The sequence below is a fragment of the Subtercola boreus genome (assembly GCF_003399645.1).
GTDB lineage: Bacteria > Actinomycetota > Actinomycetes > Actinomycetales > Microbacteriaceae > Subtercola > Subtercola boreus_A.
The window spans coordinates 234,598-255,766 of record NZ_NBXD01000002.1; the positions used below are offsets into that span (position 1 = coordinate 234,598).

Annotated in this window: 19 protein-coding genes; 16 read left to right on the top strand and 3 right to left on the bottom strand. The window is 67.3% G+C overall.

Annotated features, from left to right (window positions below):
* The first annotated feature begins 34 nt into the window (after positions 1-34).
* From B7R24_RS01190 to rbsD, 7 genes are all read left to right on the top strand, one after another.
* Entirely contained in the window at positions 35-706 is a 672-nt protein-coding gene (locus B7R24_RS01190; RefSeq protein ID WP_253259217.1) for an aspartate/glutamate racemase family protein, read from the top strand.
* Positions 703-2,172 (top strand): four-carbon acid sugar kinase family protein, encoded by a 1,470-nt coding sequence (locus tag B7R24_RS01195; protein WP_116417137.1) that lies wholly within the window; start codon positions 703-705, stop codon positions 2,170-2,172. Before B7R24_RS01190 ends, B7R24_RS01195 begins: the two co-directional genes overlap by 4 nt.
* Before the next feature lie 106 nt (positions 2,173-2,278).
* Positions 2,279-3,259 carry a substrate-binding domain-containing protein gene (locus tag B7R24_RS01200; RefSeq protein ID WP_172582653.1) on the top strand — a complete coding sequence of 327 codons (981 nt, stop codon included), beginning with the start codon at positions 2,279-2,281 and terminating at the stop codon, positions 3,257-3,259.
* Between the two features lie 2 nt (positions 3,260-3,261).
* Positions 3,262-4,770 (top strand): sugar ABC transporter ATP-binding protein, encoded by a 1,509-nt coding sequence (locus B7R24_RS01205; protein ID WP_116417139.1) that lies wholly within the window; start codon positions 3,262-3,264, stop codon positions 4,768-4,770.
* On the top strand, positions 4,767-5,810 hold the full coding sequence (locus B7R24_RS01210) for an ABC transporter permease (protein WP_116417140.1): 1,044 nt from the start codon (positions 4,767-4,769) through the stop codon (positions 5,808-5,810). The genes B7R24_RS01205 and B7R24_RS01210 overlap by 4 nt, the downstream gene beginning before the upstream one ends.
* A gap of 64 nt (positions 5,811-5,874) precedes the next feature.
* Complete coding sequence (locus tag B7R24_RS01215) at positions 5,875-6,759, top strand: NAD-dependent epimerase/dehydratase family protein (protein WP_116417141.1); 885 nt, start codon at positions 5,875-5,877, stop codon at positions 6,757-6,759.
* Positions 6,756-7,160, top strand: a complete 405-nt coding sequence (rbsD, locus tag B7R24_RS01220) for a D-ribose pyranase (RefSeq protein ID WP_116417142.1) — start codon at positions 6,756-6,758, stop codon at positions 7,158-7,160. The genes B7R24_RS01215 and rbsD overlap by 4 nt, the downstream gene beginning before the upstream one ends.
* Positions 7,161-7,225: 65 nt before the next feature.
* Here rbsD and B7R24_RS01225 read toward each other — a convergent pair whose 3' ends face one another.
* A complete protein-coding gene (locus tag B7R24_RS01225) occupies positions 7,226-8,248 on the bottom strand; it encodes a LacI family DNA-binding transcriptional regulator (RefSeq protein ID WP_116417311.1) in 1,023 nt (340 codons plus the stop codon).
* Positions 8,249-8,434: 186 nt separating this feature from the next.
* Here B7R24_RS01225 and B7R24_RS01230 point away from each other — a divergent pair, with 186 nt between their 5' ends.
* From B7R24_RS01230 to B7R24_RS01260, 7 genes are all read left to right on the top strand, one after another.
* The gene (locus tag B7R24_RS01230; protein ID WP_253259197.1) at positions 8,435-10,462 is read left to right on the top strand and encodes a beta-galactosidase; all 2,028 of its coding nucleotides are present in this window, start codon (positions 8,435-8,437) and stop codon (positions 10,460-10,462) included.
* Positions 10,459-11,400 (top strand): carbohydrate ABC transporter permease, encoded by a 942-nt coding sequence (locus B7R24_RS01235; RefSeq protein ID WP_116417144.1) that lies wholly within the window; start codon positions 10,459-10,461, stop codon positions 11,398-11,400. The genes B7R24_RS01230 and B7R24_RS01235 overlap by 4 nt, the downstream gene beginning before the upstream one ends.
* 89 nt (positions 11,401-11,489) lie before the next feature.
* Positions 11,490-12,305 (top strand): carbohydrate ABC transporter permease, encoded by an 816-nt coding sequence (locus tag B7R24_RS01240; RefSeq protein WP_116417312.1) that lies wholly within the window; start codon positions 11,490-11,492, stop codon positions 12,303-12,305.
* 53 nt (positions 12,306-12,358) lie between these two features.
* Entirely contained in the window at positions 12,359-13,684 is a 1,326-nt protein-coding gene (locus B7R24_RS01245) for an ABC transporter substrate-binding protein (RefSeq protein WP_116417145.1), read from the top strand.
* Positions 13,685-13,755: 71 nt separating this feature from the next.
* A complete protein-coding gene (locus tag B7R24_RS01250; protein WP_253259199.1) occupies positions 13,756-15,825 on the top strand; it encodes an alpha-galactosidase in 2,070 nt (689 codons plus the stop codon).
* Between the two features lie 10 nt (positions 15,826-15,835).
* Positions 15,836-16,444: an RBBP9/YdeN family alpha/beta hydrolase gene (locus tag B7R24_RS01255; RefSeq protein WP_116417147.1), complete on the top strand. Its 609-nt coding sequence runs from the start codon at positions 15,836-15,838 to the stop codon at positions 16,442-16,444.
* Between the two features lie 143 nt (positions 16,445-16,587).
* A complete protein-coding gene (locus tag B7R24_RS01260; RefSeq protein WP_253259200.1) occupies positions 16,588-18,099 on the top strand; it encodes a protein kinase domain-containing protein in 1,512 nt (503 codons plus the stop codon).
* A 39-nt stretch (positions 18,100-18,138) separates the two neighbouring features.
* Here the strand turns inward: B7R24_RS01260 and B7R24_RS01265 are convergent, their stop codons facing one another.
* Positions 18,139-18,486: a LysR family transcriptional regulator gene (locus B7R24_RS01265; protein WP_116417148.1), complete on the bottom strand. Its 348-nt coding sequence runs from the start codon at positions 18,484-18,486 to the stop codon at positions 18,139-18,141.
* 78 nt (positions 18,487-18,564) lie between these two features.
* Here B7R24_RS01265 and B7R24_RS01270 point away from each other — a divergent pair, with 78 nt between their 5' ends.
* Positions 18,565-18,960, top strand: coding sequence for a hypothetical protein (locus B7R24_RS01270; protein ID WP_116417149.1), 396 nt, complete (start codon positions 18,565-18,567; stop codon positions 18,958-18,960).
* A gap of 21 nt (positions 18,961-18,981) precedes the next feature.
* On the opposite strand, the gene B7R24_RS01275 is transcribed toward B7R24_RS01270, so the two are convergent.
* The gene (locus B7R24_RS01275; protein WP_116417150.1) at positions 18,982-19,329 is read right to left on the bottom strand and encodes a DUF952 domain-containing protein; all 348 of its coding nucleotides are present in this window, start codon (positions 19,327-19,329) and stop codon (positions 18,982-18,984) included.
* A gap of 123 nt (positions 19,330-19,452) precedes the next feature.
* Here B7R24_RS01275 and B7R24_RS17920 point away from each other — a divergent pair, with 123 nt between their 5' ends.
* Positions 19,453-21,027: a hypothetical protein gene (locus tag B7R24_RS17920; protein ID WP_253259223.1), complete on the top strand. Its 1,575-nt coding sequence runs from the start codon at positions 19,453-19,455 to the stop codon at positions 21,025-21,027.
* Positions 21,028-21,169 lie beyond the last annotated feature (142 nt).

A 21,169-nucleotide genomic window follows, 5' to 3' on the forward strand; every position in this document is an offset into this window, starting at 1 on the left:
TTGCGTCATACATCAAAGGAGATCAGACGTGTCAATGAAGATCGCGGTGCTGCACACGAGTTTCGTCTTCGTTTCTGTCGAGCCGGTCATCAACGACCTGATTGCAGAGATGATGCCCGACGCCGAGGTGATGCATTTCGTCGACTCCGACGTGCTCGCGACGGTCGTTCGCGAAGGCGGCATCTCCGCCCGCAGCGAAGAGCGCATGACCCACCTCGCCCAGGCGGCCGAGGCCGCGGGAGCGGACATCATCTTCTCCGCCTGCTCATCGCTCGGCCCGGCGCTGGACGTCGCCGCGCGGGCTGTGCAGACGCCGGTCGTCAAGGTCGACGAGGCGATGGCCATCGTGGCCGCGCAGACCGGCAGCCGCATCGGTGTGCTCGCGACCGTTCCCACCACGCTCGCCCCGACGAGTGACCTGATCCAGGCGAAGGCCGACGAGCTCGGCCGTGAGGTCACGATCGAACAGCGCCTCACCGCGGGTGCCTTCGACATCCTGATGGGCGGTGACCGCGAGACCCACGACAGGATGGTCATCGCCGAAGCCGCGGAGCTCGCGAAGAATGTCGACCTGATCGTGCTGGCCCAGGCATCCATGGGTCGTCTGGCCGGCACCCTGCAGGAGACGACCGGCCTGCAGGTACTCACCAGCCCCCGCATCGGCGTCGAACTGCTGGCTGAACGCGTTCGCGAGCTCGCCCGATGACGACCGAGCAGACCGTGTCGACGGCCCGCTCGGTCGCTGAACTGCTGCAGTCCGCCCCCGAGCCACGAGTGGTTCCGGATGCCCGTTCGAGCATCCGCGCCGCAAACCGCTCGGCAGGGAGCTGGGTCATCGTTCTCGACGACGACCCCACCGGCACCCAGGCCGTGCACGGCATTCCCGTGCTCACACGGTGGAGCGACGACGACCTCCGCTGGGCGTTCGGTCACCCGACCCACGGATTCTTCATCCTCACGAACACCCGAGGCTTGAACGATGCCGAAGCGAAGAGCGTCGTGCAGGAGATCGCCGCAGCGATCGCCCGCACCGCGGCCGCAGGCGGGCAGCGGTACACGCTCATCACCCGAAGCGATTCGACCCTGCGTGGCCACTATCCGTTGGAGACCGATGTGCTGGCCGATCTGGCCCGCACCGCCGGTGAACCGTTCGACGCTCTGCTTCTGGCACCCGCGTACATCGCCGCCGGTCGGGTCACGGCCGACGACACGCACTTCGTCACGGTGGGGGAGACGGTCGTTCCGGTCGGCGAAACGAACTACGCCCGCGACGCCACCTTCGGGTTTCGAAGCTCGAACCTGGCCGACTATGTCGAAGAGAAGTCTGCCGGCGCCATCGTCGCGGCTGATGTGAGGTCGCTGACCCTTGACGACATCAGAACCGGTGGCCCTGAGCGGGTGCGCGACATCCTCCTGTCGTGTTCCGACGGGGTGCCGGTGATCGTCAACGCCCTCGCCGACAGCGACCTCGACATCGTCGCACTCGGACTGGTGCTCGCCGAGGAGGCGGGAGCCCGCGTGCTCTGTCGCACGGGCCCGTCGTTCGTCGCGGCCCGGCTCGGAGTGGCGGACCGCGGTCCGCTCTCGCACGCAGAGATCTTCGCGGCGGGCGATCGCGCCGGGCACGGGCTCATCGTCGTCGGATCGCACGTCGAGCTGACCTCGCGGCAGGTGGCCACGCTGATGCGTGACGTGCCTGCCATCGCGTCTGTCGAGCTCGACGTACCCCGGCTGCTCGATGCCGCTTCGGCGGCGCGGGAGGTCGAGCGGTGCACGCTCGCCCTAGTCGAAGCGCTGCGCGAGTCCGATGCGATGCTGGTGTCGAGCAGGCAGGAGATCACCGGTGACTCGGGCCACTCCAGCCTCGTGATCGCACAGGCCGTGTCGAAGGCGCTCGTCGAGGCGACGGAGAACGCTGTCGCGAAGGTCGACGTTGCCTGGGTGCTCGCCAAGGGCGGCATCACATCCAGCGATGTCGCCACCGATGGGCTGCGCATCGAGCGCGCCGAAGTCGTCGGCCAACTCTTTCCCGGCATCGTCTCGGTGTGGCTGAACGACAGCGCCGAGCAGCCGAGACTCTCCGGGCTTCCCTATGTGGTCTTCGCGGGCAATGTCGGAGACGGGAACTCCCTGGCCCGGGCCGTCGAGCTTCTTCGGGGAGACGCCCTATAGCCCCACATCACCCCGAGCATCCCTTCCCTCTCTTTCCTCAACCCCCACACCCCCGGATCATCCGATCCACACCCGAGTGAACAGCACTCATTACAAAGGAGTAATAATGCGCAAAGCCATCGCCTTCACCGCCGTTCTCGCGGCGGCCACGCTCGCCCTCGCCGGGTGCAGCGGAGCAGCATCCGGAGGCACCGCCGTCGCCGGCGACTCGGCCAATGACACGGCCGGTGCCTACGTCTTTCTTCCGAAGTCCCTGAACAACCCCTACTGGGTCGACGCACGGAAGGGCATGGAGGATGCCGCAGCGAAGCTCGGCGTCACCGCCAAGTTCCTCGGCCCCGACACTGACGACGCGGCCGCCCAGGTCGCGATCTTCGACTCGATCCTCGCCACCAACCCGGCCGGCATCGCGATCTCGCCGAACGACCCCGCGAGCGTGGTCGACGACATCGCCAAGGCGAGGGCGGCCGGCATCCCGGTCATCGCCTGGGACGGCCCCGTGCCGAACAGCGAGGTACTGGGATACGTCGGTACCGACAACGTCGCGGCGGGCGAGGCGGCCGGCGAGGCGCTGGCCACCAGTGTCGGCCAGAAAGGCAAGGTCGCCGTCGTGATCGGCAGCCTCAGCGCCGTGAACCTCAACCAGCGTCTCGAGGGCGTCAAGAAGGCCATCGCTAAGTACCCCGACATGCAGATCGTCGACACCCAGGTCTCGAACGAGTCGATCGCGACGGCCCAGTCGGCTGCCGAGACAGTGCTGCAGGCCAACCCCGACCTCGCCGGTTTCATCGGCATCGGCGGCTCTGACCTGCCCGGCATCGCCGGCGCCCTGCAGTCCGCGAGCAAGTGCGGCCAGGTCAAGTCGGTCGGCTTCGACGTCGTGCCGCAGGGTGTCGACGGTATGAACGCCGGCTGCGTCGATGCACTCATCTCGCAGAAGCCGTTCGGCATGACCGGGCAGGCCCTGCAGATTCTGATCGACTACAAGAACAAGGCGTCGAAGCTGACGGATGGCTTCACGGTCGACACCGGTGTGGTCACGGTCACCCCCGACACTCTCGCTGAGTTCCAGAAGACAGCCCACTGACGATGGAATCGCTCATCGCCATGAAGGGTGTCGTCAAGCGCTATCCGGGGGTCATCGCCCTGCGCGACGTCAGCCTCTCGGTACGCCCCGGCGAGGTGATGGCGCTGGTCGGTGAGAACGGGGCCGGTAAGAGCACGCTGTTGAAGGTGCTCGCCGGCGCGGTTCAGGCAGACGAGGGAACGATCGAGGTCAACGGCACGGTCGTGCAGATCTCCTCGCCCCGTGATTCGCAGGCGAGCGGCATCGCCGTCATCTACCAGGAGCTGAACCTCGCGAACGATCTCAGCGTCGCTGAGAATATCTACGTCGGGCGGGAGCCGCGCACCCGTTTCGGCACCGTCGACTTCAAGGCGATGGATCGCGGGGCCACCGAGCTGCTGACCGGCCTCGGCATCAGCATCTCCCCTCGAGACCTCGTCGGCGACCTCAACATCGCGCTGCGGCAGATGGTCGAGATCGCGAAGGCGCTGCTGGTGGATGCCCGGGTGGTGGTGATGGACGAACCGACGTCGTCGCTGACCGAGGAGGAGGTCGACACGCTGCTCACTCTGGTGCGCCGACTGCGTTCCAACGGCGTCAGTGTCATCTACGTCTCGCACCGGATGCGTGAGATCTATGAGATCGCCGACCGCATCACGGTGATGCGTGACGGTGCGGTGGTCGGTGTGTGCGAAGCGGCCGAGACGGCACCCGGCGAGGTCATTCAGATGATGGTCGGTCGCGAGCTCGACGATCTCTACGGAGTGCGTTCGAAGCCGGTCGACTACAGCGTCCCCGCAGCTCTGGAGGTTCGAGGGCTCAGTTCGGGTGCGCTGTTGCACGACGTGAGCTTCTCGGTGCAGCCCGGCGAGATCCTCGTGCTCGCCGGACTCATCGGCGCCGGCCGAAGCGATGCGGCCCTCACGATCTTCGGGGCGACAAAACGAAGCGGAGGCGAGATCCTCGTCGACCAGAAGGCGCTGGCGCTTCGCAACCCGAGCGAGGCCATGGCGGCCGGTATCGGCTTCGTGCCGGAGGACCGCAAGCAGCAGGGTCTGTTTCTCGGACTGTCGGTGCGGGAGAACATCTCCTCAGCTTCGCTGCCCTCGATCAGCCGGCTGTCGTTCGTCTCGAGACGGCGCGACCGCGACCTGGCCAAACGGCTCGCGGGCGACCTCTCGCTGCGGCAGTCGGCGGTCGAGGTCGCAGCCGGAACCCTGAGCGGCGGCAACCAGCAGAAGGTGGTGCTCGCGCGGTGGTTGGCGCGAAAGCCGCGCACGCTCATCCTCGACGAACCGACGCGGGGCGTGGATGTCGGGGCGAAAGCCGAGATCTACAGACTGATCCGCACCATCGCAGACGAGGGGGTCGCCGTCGTGGTGATCTCGTCGGAGCTGACCGAGGTGCTGGGAATCGCCGATCGCATCCTGGTGATGCGTGAAGGCTACGGGGTCGGCGAACTCGCCGTCGCCAGTGCAAGTGAGACGCGGATCATGGCCATGGCCACCGGACTAGAGGGAGAACAGTCATGACGATCAAAGAGGCCGTCGTCGGAACCGGCGGAACGGCTGGGGGTACGGTGCCGAACGGCACTCCGCCCGCCCGTCAGGGCGTGGGGCAGCGCATCCGCGGCCAGGCGTGGAAGGTTCTGACCGCCCGCGAGTCGAGCCTGGCGGGCGTGGTCATCGTGCTGGTGATCTTTCTCTCGTTCGCCTCGCCGTACTTCATGACGGTCGGCAACCTGACGGTCGTGGGCCGGCAGATCGCCCTCGCTCTCATCATCAGCGTCGGCATGACTTTCGTCATCCTGATCGGGGGTATCGACCTCTCCGTCGGTTCGACGGTCGCGCTGGTGAGCGTGCTCACCGGCCAGCTCATGGTCACGTCGGGTCTCCCGCCCGCGCTGGCCGTGATTCTGGCCCTGATCGGAGGCACCCTCGTCGGGTTGGTCAACGGCACGATCAACGCCTTCGTGGGCATACCCTCCTTCGTCGTCACACTCGGGATGCTCGCGGTCGCCCGCGGTCTCGCCCTCGGTACCACGGGCGGTTCGACCATCAGCGGTTTTCCGGCGGCTTTTCTCTACCTCGGGCAGGGATCGTTCCTCGGCATCCCGATTCCGGTGTGGATCGCGGTCGTCATCGCCTTTGCGGCCCACTTCGTACTGACGCGCACCACCTTCGGCCGGCACATCTACTTCGTCGGCTCGAACGAGGAGGCGGCGAAGCTCTCCGGCATCCGGGTGCGACGGGTGAAGATCGCGGTCTTCATGATCTCGGCTTCCCTCGCATCGGTCTCCGGTATCCTCGAGACAGCGCGGCTGAGTGTCGGCCAACCGGCTGCGGGCAACGGATACGAGTTGCTGGCGATCGGTGCCGCTGTGATCGGCGGCGCGAGCCTCTTCGGCGGTGTCGGTGGCATCCTCGGCACGGCGCTCGGAACCTCGCTGCTGCTGCTCATTCAGAACGCCCTCATTCTGCTCGGCATCTCGGCGTACTGGCAGCAGGTCTTCAGCGGCGTCATCATCGTCGCCGCCGTCGCTCTCAACATGTGGCGCCGCGGCAGACGCTGACTTTTTCACCCGGAACCGTGCCCGACGGGCACACAGAACGTCACTCACAAACGAAGGAAGAATCATGAAGGTTGTTGTCACTGGAGCCCACGGCAAGGTCGGTCGCGCGACAGTTCAGGCGCTGCTCGAGGCCGGGCACGACGTGCTCGAGACAGATCTGACCCGCCCCGGGTTCGAGCGTAAAGAACCGGGCGCCGCCGACTACCGTATGGCCGACCTCACTGATGCCGGCGAGGCCTACGCGGTCATCCGGGGCGCGGATGCCGTGGTGCACGTCGCGGCCATTCCCGAGCCGACCGGCAACCCGCCGCACGTCGTGTTCAAGACGAACCTGATGGCGACGTTCAACGTTCTCGAGGCGGCGGTGCGCTTCGGCGTGAAGCGCTTCGTCAACATTTCGAGCGAGACGGTTCCCGGGTTCTTCTTTCCCGAGCGGCCGTTCCTGCCCGACTATGCGCCGGTCGACGAGCTGCATTCCGTGCACCCGCAGGACCCGTATGCGCTGTCGAAGACGTTCGGCGAGCAGCTGATGACCGCCGCGGTCGAGCGGAGCGACATCAGGGTGATCTCGATCCGGCCGAGCTGGGTGCAGAACGAGGGCAACTACGAGCAGAACCTCGGCCCGCAGATCCGGGATGCCTCGGTGCTGAGCCCCAACCTCTGGAGCTACATCGACGCCTACGACCTGGCCGACGCGATCGTGCTGGCGACCGAGTCCGACCTCCCCGGCCACGAGGTCTTCTACATCGCCTCGCCCGACAATGTCGGCGGCCACGACTTCGCCGAGATCCTGCACACCTACTACGGTGACAAGATCGAACTGCGCGAGCTCGACCGCCCCGATGCCTCCGGCATCTCGAGCGCGAAGGCCCAGCGGATGCTCGGCTGGACCCCGAAGCGTTCGTGGCGGGACTACCTCGACGCAGACGGACGGGCGCTCGCCCGATGAGGAGCACCGACGGCATCATCCACCCGGCGCTGTCCCGCGTCATCTCGGAGTGCGGCCACACCGACGCGATCGTGATCGCCGACGCCGGCCTGCCGATTCCGATGGGGGTCGAGCGCATCGACCTCGCCTACCGGCCCGGCTCGCCCGCCTTCCTCGACGTGCTCGACACCGTTCTGGCTGAATTCGTCGTCGAGCGGGCCGTCGTCTCGGCCGAAATGGAGGCGGCGAGCCCGGGTGTGCTGGGTGAGGTCAGGTCGCGGCTCGAAGCCGCGGGCGTCGAGGTCGAACTGGTGCCCCACGCCGACTTCAAGGCGAGCAGCCGCGACGCGCGGGCAATCGTTCGCACGGGCGAGTACACCCCGTTCTCGAACGTGATGCTGTTCTCCGGAGCGCCCTTCTAGGCCGTCGTACCCTGCGCGGAAAGGGCCGCGCCGTGCCCCACCGGGCCGGCGCGGCCCTCGTCGTGTCAGGCCGAATCCCGCCAGACGACCTCGGTCTGCAGCAGGGTGCCGCCCGTGGGTCTGGGTCCGCCGCGCAGCTGGTCGAGCACCTGGAGGGCGGCCTGCCGGCCGAGTTCGTCGGCGGGCTGGCGCACGGTCGAGAGGGCCGGGTGGCAGCGGATGGCCCACGAGCTGTCGTCGAAGCCCACGATGCCGACGTCGTCGGGCACGCGGCGGCCGGCGTTCCGTAACACGTCCATCGCTCCTGCCGCGACCGCGTCCGAAGCGGCGAACACCCCGTCGATGGCCGGCTCACGCGCGAGGAGCTGACGCATGCCTTCGGCCCCGGTGTCGTAGGCGTAGAGCGGAAAGTCCACCACGAGGGTCGGGTCGAACCTCTCGCCCAGGGCCGCGGTGAATCCGGTGAGCCGGTCCTGCCCCGAGTCGCGGTCTAGGGCGGCGGCGATCATCCCGATCCTCTTCCGGCCGGTCTTCAGCAGCCGGGTCGTGATCTGGCGCGCGGCGCTCGTGTTGTCGATACCGATATAGGGAATGTCGGGCGCGTTCGGCGGGTGACCGACGAAGGCGGCCGGGATGCCCAGTTCGGCGACGGCGAGCGCGATCGGGTCGCCCACCCGGGCCGAGAGGATGATGGCACCGTCGACGAATCCGCCGCGGAGGTATTCGGCCACCCTCTCGCTGTCTCTGGCGGAGTCGAGGATGAGCGTGACCATCTGATAGTCGGCATTCGACAGTTCGGCGTTCGTGCCGATGAGGATGTTGCCGATGTTGGGGTCTTCGAGCACCAGCGAATGGGGCTCGTGCACGATGAGCGCCACCGCACGGGACCGCTGCGTGACCAGGTTGCGAGCGGCCGTGTTGCGCACATAACCGACCTCGCGGATCGCTGCTTCGACCGCCTGTCGCGCGTGGTCGGAGACGTAGGGCTCCCCGTTCAGCACCCGTGAGACGGTGCCGCGGGAGATGCCGGAGACGGCAGCGACGTCATGGATCGTCGCCCGCCGGGGGAGCGACCTGTCACGTGCCATGGGAGTCACTGTACCGTCTGCACGGCTCGAGGTTTGACAATCCGGCGCTCTTCTGTTTATGGTTGGGAACGTTCACAGAAGGCTTGCACCGACACCGGTCCACGTCGCACTGTGAACCTTCACAGAGCGGCAGCCCACCGGCGGCCGTGCACGAGCAGAACCGCCAACGAAGTCGAGGAAACACACGTGATCCCTGCGGGAACCCCGCTGACCAGCCCCCTGGGACTCGGCACTGACGGACTCGTCTTCGGCTGCGACTACAACCCGGAGCAGTGGGACAAGCAGGTCTGGCACGACGACGTTCGCCTCATGCGCGAAGCCGGTGTCAACCTGGTGGCCATCAACGTCTTCGGCTGGTCGCACATCGAACCGCGCCGGGGCGACTTCCACTTCGACGACCTCGACGAGATCATCGCTCTGCTCGCGGCGAACGGCATCGGGGTCAACCTCGGCACCGGAACCTCGTCGCCCCCGCCGTGGCTCACCACGCTGCATCCCGAGATCCTCCCCCAGGTCGGTGACGGCACGACGCGCTGGCCCGGTGGCCGCCAGGCCTGGTGCCCCAGTTCGCCCATGTTCCGCGAGCACGCCCTCGCTCTGGCCGAGGCCACTGCACTCCGCTACGGCCAGAATGCCGCCGTGAAGCTCTGGCACGTGTCGAACGAACTCGGCTGCCACAACGCGCTCTGCTACTGCGACGTCTCGGCCGCGGCCTTCCGGGGCTGGCTCGAGCGGCGGTACGTGAGCATCGAGGCACTCAACGAGGCGTGGGGCACCGCGTTCTGGAGCCAGCACTACGCCGAGTGGGCCGAGATCCTCCCGCCGCGGGACACGCTGTCGTTCATCAACCCGAGCCAGCAGCTCGACTTCTTTCGCTTCAGCTCTGACGAGCTGCTCGACTACTACCGGGCAGAGGCTGAGGTCATCCGCGCCGTGAGCGCCATCCCGGTCACCACCAATTTCATGGTCACCGCCCACATCAAGACGCAGGACTACTGGAGCTGGGCGCCCGAGATGGATGTGGTCGCGAACGACCACTACCTCGATCACCGCCTGGGCGTTCCGCACCGCGAACTCTCGTTCTCGGCGGATGCGACGCGGGGTCTCGCCGGCGGGCGCCCCTGGTTGCTCATGGAGCACTCCACCAGCGCAGTGAACTGGCAGCCGCAGAACCATGCGAAAGCACCGGGGGAGATGATGCGCAACTCCCTCACGCACGTGGCCCGGGGGGCCGACGGAGTCTGCTTCTTCCAGTGGCGCGCCTCGCTTCGCGGAACCGAGAAGTTCCACTCCGCCCTCCTTCCGCACAGCGGCACCGACTCCCGGGTCTGGCGCGAAGTGGTCGAACTCGGCTCGCTGATGCACCGGCTCGGCGAGCTCGCGGGCTCGGTCGTGCGCTCCGACATCGCGCTCGTCTTCAGCTGGGAGGCCTGGTGGGCCACCGACCAGGATGCTCACCCCTCATCGGAGCTGCGCTACCTCGAGCAGGTGCACCTGGCCTATGAGGGCCTGCTCGCCATCGGGGCAACGGTCGACATCGTCGCGCCGGGCGCCGACCTCAGCGGATACCGTCTCGTCGTCGTACCGTGCCTGTACCTCGTCTCGGATGCCGACGCCCAGGTGATCACCGACTTCGTCGCGGGTGGTGGCCACGCGGTGATCAGCTTCTTCAGCGGTATCGTCGACGAACACGACTCGGTGCGGCCCGGCTCCTACCCGGGCGCCTTCCGCGATGTCGCGGGAATCTCCACCGAGGAGTTCTACCCGCTCGACAGGGCGGAGACGATCCGTCTCAGCGGCGGCGCCACCGCCGGATTGTGGAGCGAGCTGCTGCACCTGAGGGGCGCCGAAGCCACTGCCCGGTATGTCGACGGTCCGCTGACCGGGATGCCGGCGGTCACCCGCAACGAATACGGCACAGGTGTCGCGCGCTACCTCGCCACTATGCTCGACCCTGCGTCACTCGCCGAGGAGCTCGCCCGCGCAGCATCCGAAGCCGGAGCATCCTCCCTCGCTCCGGTTGCCGACGGCATCGAGATCGTTCGGCGCAGCGGAACCGAACACGACTATGTGTTCGTCATCAATCACACGGATGCCGAGACCCCGCACCCTTTCTCCGGTCACGACCTCGTCTCAGAGGCTGACATCGCTCCGGGCGGCACCGTCGCCCCCGGGGGAGTACAGATCATCCGCCAGACCAAGGAGGCATCATGAGCACGTCGACCCTGCCCGCTGCGGCGGCGGCTGCCGGCGCACGGCCGGCGAAGACGCCGCGCCCCACCCGGGGCAAGCTCCGCAACAAGCGTGCCGTCGCCATCCTGATCCTGCCCTTCGGGTTGTTGTTCGCCGCGTTCTACCTCTTCCCGGTGATCTACGCGGTCGTCGAATCACTCCAGGTCATCAAACGCGAGGGAACGTTCGGAATTCCGCATCTCGAGTTCGGCGGGCTCACGCAATACGTGCTCGTCTTTCAGAACACCGAGTTCTGGGCCTCCATCGCCCGCGTGCTCGCCTTCGGCGTGGTCCAGGTTCCCATCATGCTGGGCCTCGCACTGCTGTTCGCGCTCCTGCTAGATTCCCCGCTGGTGAAGGGCAAGAAGTTCTTCAGGCTCGCCTTCTTCGCGCCCTATGCGGTGCCCGGTGTGATCGCCGCGATCATGTGGGGGTACCTCTACTCCCCGTCGCTCTCGCCCTTCCAATTCGTCACGTCGCAGGTCAACCTGCTCGACGGCGGCACCGTGCTCTGGGCCGTCGCGAATGTGGTGACCTGGGTCTATGTGGGCTACAACATGCTCATCATCTACTCGGCGCTGCTGGCCATCCCGGCCGAGCTGTACGAGGCCGCCCGCCTCGATGGGGCGTCGCAGATGCGCATTGCGTGGTCGATCAAGATTCCGCTGGTGATGCCGGCCATCGTGCTCACCGCCGTCTTCTCCGTGATCGGCACCCTGCAGCTCATCACCGAACCGCAGGTGTTCAAGCAGTTCACCTCGTCGATCACGAGCACCTTCACACCGAACCTCCTCGTCTACACGACGGCGGCCGTGCCGAACCTCAACCTCGCAGCTGCCTTCTCGGTCGTGCTGGCGATCGCCACGTTCATCCTGTCGTTCGCCGTTCTGCGACTGACCCAGCGAAGGGTAGCTCTGTGACCACCTCGACCCCCACCCTCACGAAGACCCCCCGCCCCGGCAGGTCGGGAGGTGCCCCGCGCGAGAGCCGCCTCTCCCGCAGCGCCGCCATGGTGATCATGGGCGCCTTCACCCTTTACTTCCTCCTGCCGATCTGGTGGTTGCTGGTCTCGTCGACGAAGACCCTGGGCAACTTCAACTCGACCTTCTCGCTCTGGTTCATCCCCACATCGCTCGCCGACGCCGGCGACAACATCGTGAAACTGTTCACCTACAACGAGGGCGTCTTTCCGAGATGGATGCTCAACAGCATCGTCTATGCAACGGTCGCCGGTGGGATCGGCACGATTCTCGCGGCGATGTGCGGGTATGCGCTGTCGAAGTACCAGTTCCGCGGGCGCGAGCTCATCTTCAACACCGTGCTCGGCGGCGTGCTGGTGCCCGCCACCGCGCTCGCCCTGCCGCTGTTCCTCATCTTCAGCCAGATGCAGTTGACGAACACGTTCTGGGCCGTCTTCCTGCCCAGTCTGGTGAGCCCGTTCGGGGTCTATCTGAGTCGCATCTACGCGGCATCCAGTGTTCCCGACGAGATCATCGAGGCCGCGCGCATCGACGGGTCGGGTGAGATCCGCACCTTCTTCACCGTGGCTGTGCGGCTCATGTCGCCGGCGCTCGTGACGATCTTCCTGTTCCAGTTCGTCTCCATCTGGAACAACTTCTTTCTGCCGCTCGTCATGCTGCGCGACCAGACACTCTTCCCGGTGACGCTCGGCCTCTACACCTGGAATTCGCAGGTGAGCCAGATTCCCGACATCCGAACCCTCGTCATCGTGGGCGCGCTCGTGTCGATCGTTCCGCTTCTCGTCGCCTTCCTGAGCCTGCAGCGGTTCTGGCGCAACGGCCTCGGCGCCGGCGGGCTGAAGTAACCCCTCCCTCCCTCTCCTCACATCCCACACATCACTCACTGAATGGAAATCACATGGCACTGAAGAATCTCCGCATCGCCGCGGTGGCTACAGCCGCGCTCGTGGCCCTGGCGGGCTGCTCGGCAGGCGGGTCGAGCGACAGCTCCGGCTCGACCGCGTCCGACTGCGCCGCCTCGACCGGAAAGGTCGACCTGAGCTTCACCACCTGGGTTCCCGGAATGGACAAGGTCGTCGACATCTGGAACAAGGCCAACCCCGACATCCAGGTCACCGTCTCCACCGTCCCGAACGGCAACAGCGGCACCTACCAGAACTTCTTCACCCAGCTGAAGGCCGGCAACGCGCCCGACCTCGGCCAGGTCGAATACGACACGCTGCCCGCGTTCCGGGTTCAGGACGGCCTGGCGAACATCGCGTCGTGCGACGGCGTTCAAGCAGCCAAGGCCGACTTCGCCGACGGGCTGTGGAACCAGGTGACGTTCGGCGAAGACAACTCCGTCTACGCCATCCCGCAGGACTCCGGCCCCATGGCCCTGTACTACCGCAAAGACCTGTTCGAGAAGAACAACATCCCGATTCCGACCACGTGGGACGAATACGCGGCCGACGCCGTGAAGATCAAGGCGCTCGGCGGCCAGATCACGAACTTCCCCAAAGGCGACGTCAACTGGTTCGCGGGTCTCGTCTCGCAGGCGGGCGGCCAGTGGTTCGACACCTCCGACGGCACCTGGGACGTGAACCTGACGTCGGATGTCTCGACCAAGGTCGCGAACTACTGGCAGGACCTGCTCGACAAGCAGCTCGTCTCGACCATCCCCGGTTTCACCGACCAGTGGAACAACGCCTACGACACCGGCGCCGACTGGACCTGGGTCTCGGCCGTCTGGGGAGCCAACACCATCTCGAGCGGCGCCCCGAGCACAACCGGTGACTGGGCCGTCGCACCGATGCCGCAGTGGGACGCGGCAGCGCCCACATCAGGCGCCTGGGGCGGATCGTCGAGCGTCGTCTTCAAGGGAACGAAGCACCCGGCAGAGGCCTCCAAGTTCCTGCTCTGGCTGAACACCAGCACCGAGGCGCTGACCGCCCTGAACACCGAGGCGAACCTGTTCCCGGCGAGCAGCACGGGCGCCACGCTGCCCGCACTGTCTGAGGGTGTGCCCTTCTACGGAGACCAGAAGATCTACGAGCTGTTCTCCGAGCAGAGCAAGGTCGTCAGCCCCTTCACCTGGGGCCCCACGATGACGCAGACCTACAGCGACGTCTCCGACGGCTTCGCTGCAGCGATCGGCGGCAGCGGCACCCTCCTCGACGCACTGAAAGACGGCCAGACCAAGACGGTCGCCGCCCTGCAGGCGCAGTCGATCCCCGTAAAGTAAGCACCATCGAAGCTGTCATCCACCTCCGTGCCGCGGGCACCAGTCTTGTACTGGATGCCCGCGGCACGGCTGTGCCCGCCTTCGTCCACTGGGGCGCCGACCTCGGAGACCTGACACCGGCGCAGCTCAGCGACCTCGCCGATGCACAGGTGCCGGCCGCGCCGAACGCTGCCGTGGACTCGCCGGTGCGCCCTCTCATCCTGCCGCTGCTCGACACGGCCTGGCAGGGCCGGCCGGCGCTGTCGGGCGACCGCAGGCTGGCACCCTTCGAGCTGGTGGGCATCGAGGCCGACGAATCCGGAGCCGTGCGGTTCACGCTCGTGTCGGGTGCAGCATCCGTGGGCGTGGGCGTGGGCGTGGGCGAGGTCGCCTCCGTCGAGGTCGTCGTCGAGTTCCGGATGACCGTCGAGGGCCTTCTGCGCAGCCGGAGCACCCTCACCAACCGCTCTGCAGATCCCTACGAACTCGACGAGCTCAGTGTCGTGCTGCCGCTGCCGTCGCGGGCGGCCGAGGTGCTGGACTTCTCGGGGCACTGGGCCGGCGAACGCCGCCCGCAGCGCACCGCCATCCAGCACGGTGCCACCCTCCGCGAATCGCGGCACGGCCGCCCCGGCCACGATGCCTCGTACCTCACCCTCGCGGGGACCGGCTCGTTCGGTTTTCGCTCGGGTGAGGTCTGGGCCGTGCACCTCGGTTTCAGCGGCAGCCAGCGCAGCTGGGTCGAGCGCCAGGTCTCGGGCCTCTCTGTCGTGGGAGCGGGCGAGCTGCTCGCGCGCGGCGAGGTGGTGTTGCAGCAGAACAGCAGCTACCAGACGCCCTGGGTGTCGGCCTCGTACTCGCCCGAAGGGATGGATGCGGCATCCGCCCGCTTCCATCGCTACCTGCGCCGTGAACGGGGCTTCTCGAGCCGGCCGCACCCGATCATCCTGAACACCTGGGAGGCCGTCTACTTCGACCACGACGAAGCCGCCCTCCGTCGGCTCGCCGACGCCGGAGCGCGCGTGGGCGCCGAGCGTTTCGTGCTCGACGACGGTTGGATGTCGGGGCGTACCGACGCGAAACGCGCCCTCGGCGACTGGACGGTCGACACCGAGCGCTGGCCGAACGGCCTCGGCCCGTTGATCGACTACGTGACGGGCCTCGGCCTCGACTTCGGGCTGTGGGTCGAGCCCGAGATGGTGAACCCCGACTCGCGGATGGCGCGAGAACACCCCGAATGGATACTCGCCGAGGCGCCCGGCACCCGCTCCCTCCTGGCGCGGGACCAGCTCGTCGTCGACCTGGCCGACCCCGAGGCGTTCGCCGCCGTCTTCGCGATGCTCGATGCGCTGCTTTCGGAGTACGACATCCGGTACCTGAAATGGGACCACAATCGCGACCTTCTCGTGACCCGGTCGCACGAACAGACTCTCGCCGCCTACCGGCTGATGGACCAGCTCCTGGCCCGGCACCCGCAGATCGAGATCGAGTCGTGCGCCTCGGGTGGAGCGCGCGCCGACCTCGGCATCCTCGAACGCACGACACGGGTCTGGGCGAGCGACACGAACGACCCGCTCGAACGTCAGTCGATCTACCGCTACTCCTCCCTGCTGCTACCGCCTGAGCTGCTCGGGGTGCACCTCGGGGCGCCGACCGCGCACACCACGGGTCGCACTCACTCGCCCGCGTTCAGGTTCGCGACCGCGCTGTTCGGCTGGGCCGGCATCGAGTGGAACCTGTCTCTCGCGAGCGAGACCGAACTCGATCAGGTCGCGCGCTGGCTCGACGCCTACAGAGAGGTGCGGCCCATCCTCCACGCGGGCACGGTCGTGCGCGCCGACCGCCGCGACACGGCGCTCTGGGTGCACGGCGTGGTCGACGACGAGCAGTCCGAAGCCGTGTTCGCGGTGGTCGCGATGAGCGCGCAGCAGGATGCGATCCCCGACGCGGTGCAGCTGCCGGGGCTCGACCCCGATCGCGAGTACACGGTCTCCGTGCTCGATGTGGGGGCGGAGCCGCGGTACTTCGCCGCCGCTCTTCCGCCGTGGCTGGTGCGCGGGTCGCTCACGCTCAGCGGGCGGGCGCTCGCCGAGGTCGGATTCGCCGCGCCACCGCTGGCGCCGGAGCAGGCGGTCGTGCTGCGGGTGAGGGTGCTGGCGTAGAGTCGACGCGATGAACGAGACACAGCTGCCCGTGACGCGGGTCGTCGTGCTGCACGGCTACACCGCGAACCCCGGCCGGCACTGGTTCCGGTGGCTCGCCGACGAGCTCTCCCCGCACGGCATCACAGTCACGACACCCGCCCTGCCGGATTCGAGCGAGCCGCAGCCCGAGGCGTGGGTGCAGGCGGCCCGCGAGGCGATCGGCGAACCCGATGAGGGCCTGGTGGTCGTCGGCCACAGCCTCGGTTGCATCACCGCGCTCGAGGCGCTGGCGGGTACCCGGGGCGGTTCGGCCGCTGGGCCCGGCTCCGACAGGGGGAGCGACTGGCGGCTCGGCGCGCTCATCCTCGTGGCGGGCTTCGACACCGGCCTGTCGAGCCTCCCGGCCCTCGACGGCTTCACCGCCCGGCCGATCGACTATGCCCCGATCATCCGGAACACCCGTGTTCGCCGCATGATCGCGTCCGACAACGATCCCGTCGTCGCACCCGCTCTCAGCCACGATCTGGCCGCCTCTCTGCGCGCCGATGTGACGGTGGTCGCGGGCGGCGGTCACTTCGGAACCGACGACGGTTTCGACACCTTCCCGCTGCTCGCAGAGCTGGTGCGCTCGCTGTAGACGCACGGGGCCGGCGGATGCTGTCAAGCACCCCGAAGGCGCGTCACCGGTGCGTGGGTGGCTGGGTTACGATCATCGGGTAGGCGTCGATCTCGCCTGTCGACCGTCGGCCCCTCGGGCCGAGCGATCAGAAGTGGGCAGCAGTGACCGGCGCGCAGCACGAGACCGAGGGCGAAGCACGGCCGGCCGAGAAGGTGCTCGGCGGCCGTTACCTGCTCGAGGAGGCCATCGGACAGGGTGGCATGGCCACGGTCTTCCGCGCTCGCGACACCGTGCTGGGGCGGGACGTGGCCGTGAAGCTGTTCCACAACGGTGCCCTCGAGACGGTCCCCGGGCAGGGCGAGCTGTCGCTGCTGTCGGGTCGGCAGGAGAGCGAACTCGCCGTTCTGGCCGGGCTCGACCACCACGCCCTGGTGCAGCTGCACGACGCCGGGCTCGACACCGACGACTACGGCCGCTCGCACCGCTACCTCGTGATGGCGCTCGTGAACGGGAGCGACCTGCACCAGCGCATCCGCTCCCACCCGCTCTCAGCCAGGCACATCGCCGAGGTGGGGTACGACCTCGCGGAAGCGCTCGACTACATCCACGCACGAAACGTCGTACACCGCGACATCAAGCCCTCGAACGTGCTGCTGGTCGACTACGGAGACGGTTCGCCCCGCGCCCGCGCCAAGCTGACCGACTTCGGTGTCGCGCTCGCCGACGACCGGGAACGCATGACCACCGACGGTTCGACGACGGGAACCGCCGGGTACCTGAGCCCGGAGCAGGCCTCGGGCCGGCCCATCGGCCCGGCATCCGATGTCTATTCACTCGGACTCGTGCTGCTCGAATGTTTCACCCTGCACCTCGAGTTCGCGGGCGGGGTCGTGGAGTCGGCTCTCGCGCGGCTGTCGCGGAGCCCGCGCATTCCTGACGACCTGCCCGAACACTGGCAGCAGCTTCTCGCCGCGATGACCGCGAGCAACCCCGACGAGCGGCCGACCCGGCACGAGCTGGTGGCCCTGCTGAAAATGGTGGTGATCGCCGAGAGCGGGCGACACAGTCTCGACGAGATGGAGCCGCTGTTCCCGGAGGGCCAGGCCCAAGGCGGTGCGGTGGGTCACCGGGGATCGGGCCCTGGCAGCGGCGGCTTTGCGGGCCCGAACGTGCTCGACACGCTCCCCGACGAGGCGCTCGAACGGGTCACCGGCATGGCCGCGCGACTCTTCTCGGCACCGATCTCGCTCGTGAGCATCGTCGACCACGACCGGGTGTGGTTCAGTGCCCACTACAGCTCCGAGGTCGAACGGGTGGCCCGCAAGCTCGATCTCACGATGAACGCCGTGCCGGCCTCCGAACCGGTGATTGTCGAAGATGCCCGAACCGACCCGCGCACACGGGACCATGTTCTCGTGACGGGCCCTCTCGGGCTGCGGTTCTACGTCGGAGTGCCACTGAAACGCGTCGACGGAACGGTCATCGGAACGCTCTGCGTCATGCACAACCTCGCGGGAACGGCGAGCCGGGCCGAGGTCGAGAACCTGCAGGACCTCGCGGCGCTCGTCGTGAGCCAGCTGGAGCTGCGGCAGGTGGGTATGCAGACGACGACCGAGATCCCGGCGGCGTTCCCCGCGCCGGTGCGCGCAGCCGACCTGGTGCAGGGGGAGTAGTCGCGGCGGGTGCGCTCAGCGCTCGGCGGCGCGGCGCGTTCAGCGCGACTGGCGGCGCTTGCCGTTTCGTGAGGCGCCCTTCACGGCGGGTGCGCGCCCCTTGCCCTTCGACGCCTTCGCCTTACCGCCGGGCGGTGCGACGTTCGCCGCGGCGGCTGCCGCAGACTTCGCCCACTGGATCCTGGTGGTCTCGAGCAGGGCGATGCCCGCGGGCGTCAGCGTGGTCGTGGCCGCGGAGTAGTCGAACACCGGGTGGCCGAGCTCCGCCTCGAGCTCCTTCACCGACGCCACCAGGGTCGCGCGGGAGACGCCCTGCGAACGGGCGGCGTGCGCGAAGTTCAGCTGCTCGGCAGCCTCCACGAAATGGCGCATCAGTTCGCTGTTCACGCGGCCCAGACTACGCCAGTGAGGTAGTTTCGAACCGGGAGAGCCGTGAGTCGGCCGCCCAGAGAGCAGGCGAACGGGATGACCGAACACGAGCTTCACGCGATGTGGGCGTCGGCGCGGCTGCAGATCATCCTGTCCCAGCTCGGGCCGATCGTGCTGCTGACGGCGAGTGTCGGTCTCGTGATGGCGGGACTCGGGCACCAGCCCACCCCCATCCGCCTCGCGGCAGCACTCATTCTGCTGTCGACGGGCATTCTCGGGGCTCTCGTACAGTTCTCCGCGGCATCCGAAGCCCAGGCCATCGCTCGTGATCTCGAGGCTCTGGATGCGCCCAGCGCCGTCAGCCGGCGCATCGTCGCGCAGGCCGGTTTCGCGAGTGTGGTGAAGTACGTCACACCGGTGATCTTCGTGCTGACCTTCCTCGCCCTGCTCTGGGCGATCTTCGCGCCCGTGTCGATGGGCGGCATGCAGTAGGTCGTCCGATCGCCCCGGTCGTCAGTACACGAACGCGCCGGTCGCGTCGAAATGCGCTGGCCGTGCATCCTGCACCCACGCCGGATCGATGCTGCCGAAGATGTGCGGATAGCTCTGGCCATCGTCGGCGGGCTCGTGCCGCACGGCGGTTCCGGCGGCTTCGATCTGCCGGTCATCCATCACCAGCACCACCAGTGGCGCCGTCTCATCGCGATAGAAGCGCGCCGCGACCCCGCCGACCTGCTCCTTTGTCGAGGCGTGGATGAAGCCCTCCTCGGCGAGCGTCGCCGTTCGCGTCGACACCTCATAGGCGCCCGCTGCGCGCGCCGCCTCCCAGTCGCCGGCCCGCGCAATGTGAAAGATCACCATGACGCCACTCTAGGCCGCCTCTACTTCCACCACTTTCCACAAACCGCGTAATCGAATCGCGAGCGACGACTCTCTCTTCGTGAGGCACGGTTGTGTGCCCGATCATGACGAATGGTTCGATGAATGAAATCCCGATTCCTGATGGCGGCGGCAAGTCTTGCCGCGCTAGCAATACTCACTCCGGCGATGCCCGCTCTGGCTCTCGACGACAACCCTGCTGACAGACTGAGGATCTACGAGCATTCGGGTGACGAGCTCGACTTCCCCGGTTCGGTGACCCTGCCGGGGAGCGGCGCCGGCGGGAGCTTCTCGGTGCCGGGGGGAGGGGGCTCGGGCGGTGGTTCCGGCAAGGGCGGTGACAGCAGCAAGGGCGGAGACAAGAAGAAGAAGACCGCCACCCTGGTCGTGAACAATCCCGATGCGGGAAAGAACCGGGCGCGGCAGACGATGATTCTCGAGATCAAGAAGAGCTACAGCTCGACCGAGACGGAGGTCCTCCACGTGGAGACGACCAAGGACTTCCAGAAGTACGCCAACCTGACCCCAGAGGTCGCGGTCGCCGCCGACGGCACCCGAACACAGACTGGCGAGAACTTCACCATCGATCCCATCATCGCCAGTTCCATGGAACAAGTGGCAAACCAGATCTTTGCCTTCTCGGGTGGACTCTTCTCCAAATGCGAGGCCTACGGCACGGAGCACTTGACGTGTACATTCACCACTCCGCGCGTACTGCCCAAAAATGCCCCGAGTCCGGGCAAGCCGTTCGTGGCCGACCTGGCTCCGGGTACTGTACGGCGCGATATCCCGATGTGCTCGGGCGCCTACGCCGACGGCGGGCCCGGAATACAGACGGTCGTCACGCTCGCCGACGTCCAGTGCGAGTCGAACCACGACAATGAACCGGTTCGCATCGAGATCGGCACGATCTACTCCGACGCGAGCCTCGGTATTCCCACCACCCGCGGTGGCGACGGCAGCATCATCTACGAGGCTCCGGCCTCCGCCGAGGGCTACTACGTGTACGCCGACGCCTGGGCCATCACGGCCGACGGTCAGTACTCATGGCCCTTCCCCATCGTGATCCGCAACCACTACGCGCCGGTTGCCCAGAACGTTCCGACGATCGAGGCCGTCCGCGGGGTGGACACGGTGGTTCCGGCCGCACAGCTGTTCAGCGATGTCGATGTCGAGCACCAGGCCGAGAGCAGTGACCACCTGACCCCGACGGTGCTGGCGCAGCCGGCGCAGGGCGGTGCGTGGTTCGACTCGAGCGGCAACCTCCACTTCCAGTCGATAGACGTCATCCGTGGTGAGTACACCGACCACGTCACCGTCAAGGCCAGCGACACCTTCGGCCTGTCGTCGACAGACCTGACGCTGAACGTTCACATCACCGATCTGACCCCCGGGTGCGAGACGGGCGGTGTGACAACCGACGCCAACACCCCGGTGCGCATCCAGCTGTCGTGCTCCGTCACGCCGGTTGCCGGATGGCGGCAGATCTCCGGGTTGTCCTACGCGATCACGGCGGTCCCCGAGTTCGGCACCCTCAGCGGCTTCGACCCGGTTTCCGGCACGGCGACCTACACGCCCGACGCGGGTCACCCCGGCCCGGTTGCGATCGGTTTCACCGCAGACAACAACGGTGCGAGTCGCCAGGCGACATACGCGGTGAACGTTCTTCCCGCTCCGTAGCTGCGTCTCACCCTCCTGCTGATGTCCCTGTCTGGGCTTCGTCAGGAGGGTGACGCTTCCGCGTTCGGCCCCGCGGCCTCGGCGGCGGCGCGCGCTACGGCGGCGGAGGCACACCTGCGTGAAGACCACGTCGTTGAGCACC

Coding starts and splice junctions, on each gene's coding strand:
- B7R24_RS01190 (WP_253259217.1), top strand. CDS start 35: ATGAAGATCGCGGTGCTGCACACGAGTTTCGTCTTCGTTTCTGTCGAG.
- B7R24_RS01195 (WP_116417137.1), top strand. CDS start 703: ATGACGACCGAGCAGACCGTGTCGACGGCCCGCTCGGTCGCTGAACTG.
- B7R24_RS01200 (WP_172582653.1), top strand. CDS start 2,279: ATGCGCAAAGCCATCGCCTTCACCGCCGTTCTCGCGGCGGCCACGCTC.
- B7R24_RS01205 (WP_116417139.1), top strand. CDS start 3,262: ATGGAATCGCTCATCGCCATGAAGGGTGTCGTCAAGCGCTATCCGGGG.
- B7R24_RS01210 (WP_116417140.1), top strand. CDS start 4,767: ATGACGATCAAAGAGGCCGTCGTCGGAACCGGCGGAACGGCTGGGGGT.
- B7R24_RS01215 (WP_116417141.1), top strand. CDS start 5,875: ATGAAGGTTGTTGTCACTGGAGCCCACGGCAAGGTCGGTCGCGCGACA.
- rbsD (WP_116417142.1), top strand. CDS start 6,756: ATGAGGAGCACCGACGGCATCATCCACCCGGCGCTGTCCCGCGTCATC.
- B7R24_RS01225 (WP_116417311.1), bottom strand. CDS start 8,248: ATGGCACGTGACAGGTCGCTCCCCCGGCGGGCGACGATCCATGACGTC.
- B7R24_RS01235 (WP_116417144.1), top strand. CDS start 10,459: ATGAGCACGTCGACCCTGCCCGCTGCGGCGGCGGCTGCCGGCGCACGG.
- B7R24_RS01240 (WP_116417312.1), top strand. CDS start 11,490: ATGGTGATCATGGGCGCCTTCACCCTTTACTTCCTCCTGCCGATCTGG.
- B7R24_RS01245 (WP_116417145.1), top strand. CDS start 12,359: ATGGCACTGAAGAATCTCCGCATCGCCGCGGTGGCTACAGCCGCGCTC.
- B7R24_RS01255 (WP_116417147.1), top strand. CDS start 15,836: ATGAACGAGACACAGCTGCCCGTGACGCGGGTCGTCGTGCTGCACGGC.
- B7R24_RS01270 (WP_116417149.1), top strand. CDS start 18,565: ATGACCGAACACGAGCTTCACGCGATGTGGGCGTCGGCGCGGCTGCAG.
- B7R24_RS01275 (WP_116417150.1), bottom strand. CDS start 19,329: ATGGTGATCTTTCACATTGCGCGGGCCGGCGACTGGGAGGCGGCGCGC.
- B7R24_RS17920 (WP_253259223.1), top strand. CDS start 19,453: ATGAAATCCCGATTCCTGATGGCGGCGGCAAGTCTTGCCGCGCTAGCA.